Source organism: Streptomyces mabaensis (assembly GCF_053763515.1).
The window spans coordinates 49,769-58,953 of record NZ_JBSOPZ010000042.1 but is presented as its reverse complement, the minus strand read 5'-3'; the positions used below and the strand labels follow the sequence as shown (position 1 = coordinate 58,953).

The 9,185-nt window shown below is 75.5% G+C and carries 4 protein-coding genes; 1 reads left to right on the top strand and 3 read right to left on the bottom strand.

What is annotated here, in order from left to right; translation table 11 throughout:
- Positions 1-105 precede the first annotated feature (105 nt).
- The 3 genes from ACWV17_RS29370 to ACWV17_RS29360 all read right to left on the bottom strand — a co-directional run bounded on the left by ACWV17_RS29370 (position 106) and on the right by ACWV17_RS29360 (position 8,219).
- Positions 106-5,031 carry a hypothetical protein gene (locus ACWV17_RS29370; protein WP_455362040.1) on the bottom strand — a complete coding sequence of 1,642 codons (4,926 nt, stop codon included), beginning with the start codon at positions 5,029-5,031 and terminating at the stop codon, positions 106-108.
- A 57-nt stretch (positions 5,032-5,088) separates the two neighbouring features.
- Positions 5,089-5,991, bottom strand: coding sequence for a hypothetical protein (locus ACWV17_RS29365; RefSeq protein ID WP_455362039.1), 903 nt, complete (start codon positions 5,989-5,991; stop codon positions 5,089-5,091).
- Between the two features lie 704 nt (positions 5,992-6,695).
- Positions 6,696-8,219, bottom strand: coding sequence for a hypothetical protein (locus ACWV17_RS29360; protein WP_455362038.1), 1,524 nt, complete (start codon positions 8,217-8,219; stop codon positions 6,696-6,698).
- Between the two features lie 169 nt (positions 8,220-8,388).
- On the opposite strand from ACWV17_RS29360, the gene ACWV17_RS29355 reads away from it, so the two are divergent.
- Complete coding sequence (locus ACWV17_RS29355) at positions 8,389-9,150, top strand: LamB/YcsF family protein (protein ID WP_455362037.1); 762 nt, start codon at positions 8,389-8,391, stop codon at positions 9,148-9,150.
- Positions 9,151-9,185 lie beyond the last annotated feature (35 nt).

Below are 9,185 nucleotides of genomic sequence, written 5' to 3'. Positions count from 1 at the left end.
GCGCCGGAGTGCCCTAATAGCGGAGCTATTCGGGCATTTCGGCAACGCGGCGAGGTGCCGTGCCAGACGTCGTGGCCTGTCCGGCCCTGACCCGCCGGACAGCCCCTAGGTGTTCTGTCCCGGGATCTGACGGCGCCTGAACATCCGGGTCGCGGTGATCTCGCCGTGCACCGTCTCGCCGTCCGGGTCCTGCTGCGGCAGGCCGGGCCGCAGGTGCTCCTCGACGCTGATGTACTTCAGCCCGGCCCGCAGGTCGGCGTCGTTGCGCAGCCGGATGACGAGGGGGAACTCGGCGAGTGCGGTGGTGTCGAAGAGGCCGGTCGTGTAGAGCAGTTGGACCCCCAGCGCGTCCGAGACGGCCCGCTGCAGCTCCAGCAGATACGTCGCGTTGGCGCGGCCGATGGGGTTGTCGAGGAAGAGCGTGCCGGCGTGCCGGTGCTTGGCGCGGCCCCGGTCGTTGCTGCGGAGCGCGGCCATGGTGCAGTACAGCGCGATGGCCGCGGTGAGCAGCTGACCGCCGGAGAACACGTCGCCCATCTGCCCGACCGGGACGCGCTCGGCGCGCAGTACGGCGTCCGGCTTGAGGATCTCGACGGAGACGCCGCGGGGCTCCAGTGCGGCCTGGACACCACGCAGCAGCAGGGACATGCCGTCACGGCGCCCCTCCCCGAAGGACGCCGTGCTGTTCTTCTTGACGGCGGCGCGGGTCGCCTCGTCGATCACCTCGCCGAGCCGCTCGGTCAGCGTCGACTGGTCGGGCTCCTCGAACCGGATGCGCAGGAACTCCTGCCCCGACCACTCGCCGAGCCCCTCCGGGAGCTGGGAGAGCCGCTGCGCGGAACGCAGCGTCGCCAGCGCGGACTCCACCAGTCCGCGCAGCCGGTCGACGATGCTGTCGCGGTTGCGCTCCAACTGCGCCAGCTCGTCGGTGAGCACGCGCAGCCTGGGCGCGAAGGCCTGCGCCCACTTCGCGGCGTGCTCCGGCAGGGCGGCCGCCGGGAGTTCGCGGATCTGCTGGCGGGCGGGGGTGCGGACCTGTTCGTAGCGGGTGGCGTTGGCGTGCCGTACGAGGGTGTCGCTTGCCTCGCGTACGGCCGCCTCGGCCGCGGACAGATCGGCCGCGCAGCCGCGCAGTGACCGACGGGCCTCGGCGGCCGACTGCCGGGCCTCCGCCAGGGCGCCCGGGAAGGGGTCGGGGCCGGCCTCGTCCGTATCCTGCTGGCCTTCCCGCAGCAGGTCACGCAGCAGCGTGGCGGTCTCGTCGAAGCCGCCGGCCGCGTCCTCGGCGGCGCGATGGGCGTGCAGCAGTTCGGTATGAGCGGCCCGGGCGGCGTCGAGCGCGTCGGTACGGGCGGCCAGTTCGGCGGTGGCGGTGCGCAGCAGCGACTGCGCCTGTTCCACGTCCGCCGGGACCAGCTCCTCGGGCAGCTCGGTGTGTGCCTCGCCGTCCTGCGGGGCGTGCCGTTCGGCCTCGCCGCGCAGCCGGCCCAGTTGCTCGCTGGCGGCGGAGGCGCGTGACTCCAGCAGCTGGACGTGGGATTCCGCGCGGGCCGCTGCGGCCTGGCGGGAGGGGCCGTCCGCCCCGTCCGTGCCCTCCAGCAGCTGGGCGGCGCGCGTGCGGACCCTGTTGGTGAGCCGGTCCAGCTCGGCGAGGGCGGCGCTCTCGTCGCTCTCCGCGCGGGCCTGTTCTGCGCGGAGGTCGGCGCCGACGCCGACCTTCTCGTACAGCTGGGACGCGGCGCGGTAGGCCTCGCGGAGGTCGGGCAGGGCGGCACGGGGGGCGTCGCCGCCCGACTCGTGCCGGCTGTCTGGCTGATAGTCCGGTGCGCCCGCGATCTCGGCGCGCTCGGCGCGCAGCGCGCGGGCGGTGCGGCGGGCGTCGTCGGCGGCGCGCTGGGCGGCGCGGCGGTCCTCGTCCGCGGCCCTTGCCCGGTCCAGGCACACGGCCGCGCGGGCTTCCGACTCGGCGGCCTCGTCGGCCAGTTCGCGCAGCCTGCTCTGCCAACCGGCGCGCTCGCGCAGCCGGAAGGCGAGGCCCGCGAGGGCGTCGGCGACACGGCGGGCGCGCTGTGCGGCGTCCTGCCGTTCGTCTCGGACGCGGGCGGTGTCGGCGGCGGCCTCGTCGGCCTCGGCGCGGACCGTACGCGCCTCGGTCAGTTCGGCCGCGGCGTCCTCGGCGGCCGTCCGCGCGGCGCGCGCGGCATCCGCCAGTTCGGCGAGCCGGCCCGGGGGGCAGCCGGTGCGCCAGGAGCCGAGGCGGGCGGACAGCGCGCGGTCACCGGCCAGCCGGCCGGCCAGCTCACGGATCTCCGTGTCGCGGGCGGTCGCCCGGAACCGGAGCGCCCGCCGCTCCTCGTCGGCTGCGTGCTCGTCGTGCATGGCCGGGTTCGGCGGTACAAGGAACACGTCGCCTGCCGCCGCCGCGCCGGGGGCGGGTACGGGCGCGAGCAGCGCGGCCGCGGTGCCGACCGCGACGGCCGAGCGGGGCAACAGGGCCGCGCCGGTGAGGACTTCGCGGGCGCGGGTGTGCGTGGCGGGGTCGGTGATGACGACACCGTCGACGAGCTCGGGCCGGGCCGCGAGGACGGCGGCGTGGTCGACGGGGTCGACGGACTGCGCGAGATAGCGCCAGCCGGGAAGGGCGGGGATGCCGTGCTCGCCGAGGAACTCGACGGTGGCGAGCACGTCGGGCCCGGGCGGCAGCAGTCCCCCGTCACCGAGCGCACCAAGGATGCGGGCGTCGTCGGCGGCGGCGGTGCGCAGCTCGAACAGCTGCCGCTCGGCGGAGGCGACCCCGTCGTCGAGCAGCCGCCGCAGGTCGTCGGCGCCGCGGTCCAACTCTTCTGCGGTGAGCGGTCCGTGGGGGACCGGGTACCCACCGGCTGAGCCGGCACCAGGCACCTGGACCGAACCACCGGTCACCGCGATGCGGTCATGTGCCGCCGCATCGCCGTCCGCCGAGCCGGGACCGTCACGGTCCTCGGCCGCGCTGCCGAGTGCCGCCGGATCGGGGGCGCCAGGGCCATCGGTCCCGCGTCCGGGGCCCGGCGTGTGGGCGTCGTCCTGGCCGGGCGCGGCGGCTGCCATACCTCGGCCGTCCGGGGCCGTCGGCGCGTGCGACGGTCCTCCGCCGAGGGCCCCCGCGCCACCCCGGCGCGGTTGCGGGACACCGGGGGCCGGCGCAGGACTCGGCAGGCTCAGTAGCTCCGCCAGGCGGTCGTCCCGGGCGATCGACTCCGCCGCCCGGCGCTCCGCCTCGTACGCCGCGTCGGCGGCCTCCGCCGCGTCCGACGCGCGCGCCGCCGCGAGTTCGGCGCGCGCCTCCGCCGCGGCCGCCTCCCTCGCCCGGTCGGCCGTCTCCCGCGCGGCGTCGCGGGCCGCGTCCCAGGCCGCGACCGCCGTCTTCTCCGCGTCGCTCGCAGCGAGCGCCGCGCGCGCCGGGTCGGCGTCCGGCGCCGAATCGTCCAGCCACCCGGCCCGTACCGCTTCTGCCGTCTCCTGCTCGACCTCGGTCAGCCGCTGGCGCAGGTGCTCGGCGTCGCTGCGGGCGCGCTGGGCCGCGGTCGCGGCCGCTGTCGCGTCGCGGTGGGCCGCCTCGCCCGCCTCCTGGAGTCCGGCGGAACGCTCCTCCTCCTCGTTGGCGACGCGCTCGCCGTCCTCCGCGGCGGTGTGCAGGGCCCGTACGAGCTCCCCCGCCGCCGTGGCCCGGGCGGCCAGCGCCGGGGCCGCGTCCCGTTCCGCCTCGCGGATGGCCACGGCGACGCGCGCCGAGCGGTCGGCCGCCGCCCGGTGGCGCAGAACCGCTTCGGCGGCCTGCCAGGCGGAGTACAGCGTGCGCGCCTCGACCAGCTCCCGGCGCTGCGCGGCGGCGGCCTTCTCGGCGACGGTGAGAGCCAGCGACGCGTGCCGATAGGCGAGTTCGGCGGCGATCAGCGAGCTGCGGCGGCGGCCGTTCTCGGCCTCGGTCACGGTGTGCGCGGCGGCGGTGACCTGCTGCGCGAGATCCGCCGCGCGGCCACGCTCCTCCGCGGCCCGCGCGGAGAGCCGCCGGGCGAGCGTACGGGTCCGCCGCTCGGCCCCGGCGTGTACGTCACGGGCGCGCCCCCGCGCGTCCCCGGCCTCGACGATCCGGCCCAGCAGGTCCACCGAGCCGGCGGTGAACTCCCGCTCCGCGGTCAGCTCCGAGCGGCGGCCCAGCTTGTTGCCGAAGCCGTGGACCAAGTCGGCGAGACCGTCCGTGTCGCGGGTGTCGGTGACCGCGCGCAGCAGGAGGTCGGTGAAGTCGGAGTCCTTCTTGACGGCGAAGAGACCGGCCGCCTCGCCCTCGTCGGCGTTCATCTCCCGCTGGTAGCGGAAGAGTTCGGGGTCCAGGCCGAGGTCGCCGAGGTGCTCGTTCCAGCGGTCGTGGATCTCCTCCCAGTACACGTCGAGGTGCGGGTACACCTTGCCCGCCTCGGTGACCGCGTCCCGGAAGCCCTTCATGGTGCGGCGCCGCCCCTGCGCGCCCGACGCGCCCTCCGCCACCGGGCGCACGGCCGTGGACTCCGCCACGGGCAGCGAGTCCAGGCTCAGCCCCGGTCCGGGCCGGAAGGAGTACCACGCCTCGGCGAACTTCCGCGGGTCGTTGGAGACCTGCCGCCCCCGCCACTCGCTGACCTTGCCGACGACGACGCATTCGCCGGTGAGGGTGTGCTGCCACTCCAGCGCGACGTGCCCGCAGTCGTCCGCCAGGAGGAACTTGCGCAGCACGCCCGAGCTGGCGCCGCCCAGCGTGTTGCGGTGTCCCGGCAGCATCACCGAGAAGATCAGCTTGAGCAGTACGGACTTGCCGCCGCCGTTCTCCAGGAAGAGCACGCCCGCCGGGGCGGGCCGGCACGGCGGGCCGGCCGGCTCCTCCTCGAAGAACTCCGCCTGGGTGGGGGCGGGGTGAGGCACCGGCTCGCCGACTCCGCGCAGGTCGAGCACGGTGTCGGCGTAGCGCGCACCGGCGGGCCCGATGGAGTAGAGGCGGATCCGGGACAGCTCGTACATGGCGGCGGACTCTCGTTGTCTTCAGACGTGCGGATGCGGGACGGGACCGGGCACTGATCAGGCGTGGAAGGGCAGGCCGGCGTCGGCGGCCAGTTCCAGGCCGTCGGCATCGGGGGGCGGCAGGAGGGTCGGCGTGCCGTCGGTGACGGGCACCACGCCCAGTTCCAGCAGTTCGGCCATCGCGGCACTGCCGGCCATGTCGCGGACCTGCAACTGGTAGCGGGCGGTGGTGCGGTACGCGCCTCCGGCGTCGTCGCCGGTGCGCTGCAGGAAGCCGGAGTCGGTGAGGAAGGCGACGGCCTTTCCGACGATGCCGGTGGTCGATCCGGCCAGCCGGCGGGCGTCCTTGGTCGCGCCGGTGGCGCTGCGTCGCGCGTAGACCCGCCAGGCGGCTTCGAGTCCGGGCGCGTCCGAGGTGGGGTCGGTGTTCTCTCCCTGCTCCTCGGCGCGCTCCTCGATGCGGCGGCAGGCCTGGCGTACGAACGCGTCCACGCCGTTGACGGTGATCCGGCCGATGTACCCGTCGTCGGCGAGGTCCTCCGGGCGGGGGAAGGCGAGGGCGGCGACGGCGAGGTGGGCCAGGCCGTGCAGAAAGCGGTCGGCGGAGTCGGCGGTGGTACGGCGTGCGTAGTCGCCCATGCGTACGGCGAAGACGGAGTCCTCGTCGGCGGCGACGGCCATCCCGGCGCGGGGCGAGACCTCGAGGACGACGAGTCCGAGGCCGGTGGCGACGGCGTCGGCGAGCCGTGCGAACGGAGGGTCCTCGCGGTAGCGGCGGAGCAGCTCGGCGTACTCGGCGTCGCGTGCGGGGAGCAGTTTGGGCTGCAGCCCGAAGGCGACGAGCCGGGCCGCGTCGGCGGCGTCGGCGGGGGTGACGGCGCCGCCGGGTGCGGCGGTTGTGCCCGTCGCGGCCGGCTCGTGCTCGCTCCACGCGGGGTGGCTTGCGTGGTCGTCAGTCACTGCGGGTGCTCCTTGTTGCGGGATCGCGGATGTACGGAAGCGGGTGTGGGGTGCGGGCCTGGAGCGCCTGCGGCGGGCTTGTTCCCCACCCCGCCCCTTCCCGAACCGGGGGCAAGCCCCCGGGCCCCCACCGGCGGCCGCTCCGCACCGCCGACGCCGAAGCGAAGCCCACCCCGGCCAGGCCGGGGGCTTGGGCACCCCGGCCCACACCCCGCGCCGCCCCCGGCACGAGCCCAGCCGGCCGCCCCGGGCCGGGGCTTGAGCGAAGACCCCGCGGACCCGCCCCGCAGCACCAGCCCAGCCAGCCTCTCCAGGCCCAGGGCCTGGACGAGACCCAAGGGGCACAGGGCACACCCCGGACCGCCGGCACCGACGAGCCCAGCTGGCCGCCCCGGGCCGGGGGCTTGATTGAAGAACCCGCGGCCACACCCCACACCACCCGCAGCACCACCCCAGCCGGGCGCCCGGGGCCCGGGGGCTTGATTGAAGGCCCCGTGGCCACACCCCACACCACCGCAGCACCACCCAGCCGGCCGCCCCAGGCCGGGGGCTGGATGGAGATCCAACGGGCGCACCCCGGGCCGCCCGCAGCGACGAGCGCAGTTGGCCGCCCCCGGCCGGGGGCGTGGGGGGCTCCCGGCGCGCCGGGGTTGGTGGAGCGTCAGCCGACGCAGGGGGCGGGGTGGAGGAGTCGTCGGCCGTGGTCATGCCGCCTCCGTGCGGGCCGCTGCCATTCCGGCCGCGTCCAGCAGGGCCGTGCCCACGATGAGGTCGGCTCCGCCGAACTCCGGGTCGTCCAGTTCGGTGCCGTCGTCCACGGCGAACAGCAGCCGCTCCTCGCCCTGCCGGTACGCCGTGCCCACCGGCGGGCTCGCCGCGTGCACCGCCAACAGCGCCACCAGGTACGGCAGACCGGGGTCGCGGCGGCGGGCCTCCGCCAGGAGTCCCGAGAGCCTGCGCGGCGCGTCGTGCGGGAGGTCGAGCAGTTCCATCGCGCGCGCGAGTTGCTCCTCGCTGAACCGGCTGTCGTCGGGGGTGGCGATCAGGTCGGGCTCGGGCATCTCCGCGCCGAGATGCTCCCGCTCCACCGGCGGCGTGAGCAGTATGTCGACCAGGTCACCAACCCGGACGGCGACGGGCGTGCGCAGCCCGGTGCCGTGGGCGAAGAACGCGTCCGTGACGCGGCTCGCCCGCTCCACGGGCAGTGTCAGCAGCGGGGCGACGAGCTGTCCGTACAGATCGAGTCCCGCGCGCGCGGCGGGCGCCGCGAAGGCCTGCCGGTCCTGTTCGGCGCGGAACAGCGGACCCGCCTCAAGCAGCCGCGACTGCAACTGCGTATGGCGGCGGATGCAGTCCTTGACGATGTCGACGAGCTCGGCGGCACGCCGCTTGTGCTCCGCCGTCTTCGGGTCGGCTCCGGTCTCGGCCTCGTCCCGCGCCTTGCGGATGTTGGTGAGGATCGCGTTCTCGTGGCGGTAGCGGTCGGCGACATGGTCCAGCGCCTCGGCGATCATGTCGGGCACGGTGTTCAGCCAGTCGACGGCCCGGACGTTGCGCCGGGTCGCGTCGAGCGTCCTGCGGAGCGTCTCCGCGTACTGCACGGTGCGGTAGCGGGCCTGCTCGGCGGCGAGCTGCGCGTCGGCCAGCCTGCCGCGGCTGATCAGCACCTCCAGCTTCACCTCGGCGGCGATCTGCGCGCTGGTGACGTCGGTGTCCAGGGCGCCGACGAGGACGTTGACCGCTTCGTCGGTGGTGCGCAGATACACACCGCCGCCGTACCCGGGCACCTCCTCGATCAGCTTGAAGTCGTAGTCACGCCGCACATACGCGCCGTCCGCCCCGAACGTGCCGTACACCGCCCGGAAGCCCCGGTCGACGCTGCCGACGTTGATCAGGTTCTCCAGGACCCACCGGGCGACCCGCTCGTGCTCCGCGGCCGGGCGGCGCGGGGCCTGGGCGGCGACGCGCGGCAGCAGCCGGGCCACTATCTGTTCGTGGTCTGCGCCCGTGTCGAAGTCCATGTTGAGCGTGACCAGGTCGATCGCGGCGAGTGCGACCTCCGCCATCGCGTACACCGAGTACTCACCGGCCAGGTTCGCCTTGCGCACGTCCAGGTCGTGCAGGGGTGCGGTGCACGCGAGCGCGCGGAGCCGCCGGGCCAGGCCTTCGTCGGCAGCCGGGCCCGGCGCCGGTGAGGGAACGGTCTTCGCCGGGGCAGGAAAGGTCACGACGGCAAGATTAGGCGGTCGCACTGACAACGACCCAAACGGCACGGATGGGCCGGTACGGCCGCTTGAACCCCGCTATCTCCCTGCCACGGTGCCGTCACCGCCCGTTGAGGCCGGTTGAGGGCCGGGCCGCCTCTCCCCCTGCCCACCCCTGTCATACGCTCACCGCATGGCACCGACGATCGATCTCAACGCCGACCTCGGCGAAGGCTTCGGCCGCTGGACGCTCACCGACGACGACGCCCTGCTGTCCGTCGTGACCAGCGCCAACGTCGCCTGCGGCTTCCACGCCGGAGACCCGTCCACCATGCGCCGCGTGTGCGAGACCGCCGCCCGCGCCGGGGTACGGATCGGCGCCCAGGTGTCGTACCGGGACCTGGCGGGCTTCGGGCGGCGCGCGATGGACGTGCCGCCGGACGAGCTCGCGGCCGAAGTGGCCTACCAGATCGGCGCGTTGGAGGTCTTCGCCCGGGCCGCCGGGTCCCGGGTCGGGTACGTCAAGCCGCACGGCGCGCTCTACAACCGCACGGTGTACGACGAGGCCCAGGCCCACGCGGTGGTCGAGGGAGTGCGGCTGGCCGGCGGTGAGCTGCCGGTGCTGGGGCTGCCCGGCTCGCGTCTGCTGGCCGCGGCTGAGCGGGCCGGGCTCACCGCGGTCACCGAGGCGTTCGCCGACCGGGCGTACACCGCGCAGGGCACGCTGGTGCCCCGCGGCGAGCCCGGGGCGGTGCTGCGCGATCCGGAGGCGGTGGTCGCCCAGGCGCTGTCCATGGCGCGCGACCGCACGGTGACCGCCATCACCGGTGAGCCGCTCGCGGTGCGGGCCCGGTCGCTCTGCCTGCACGGAGACACCCCGGGCGCGGCCGGGCTGGCCCTGCGGGTCCGCCGTGAACTCCTCGGCGCCGGGGTCGCGTTGGCCCCCTTCGTATGAGCGGCGTGAGCACGAGCGGCACAAGCGGCACGGGC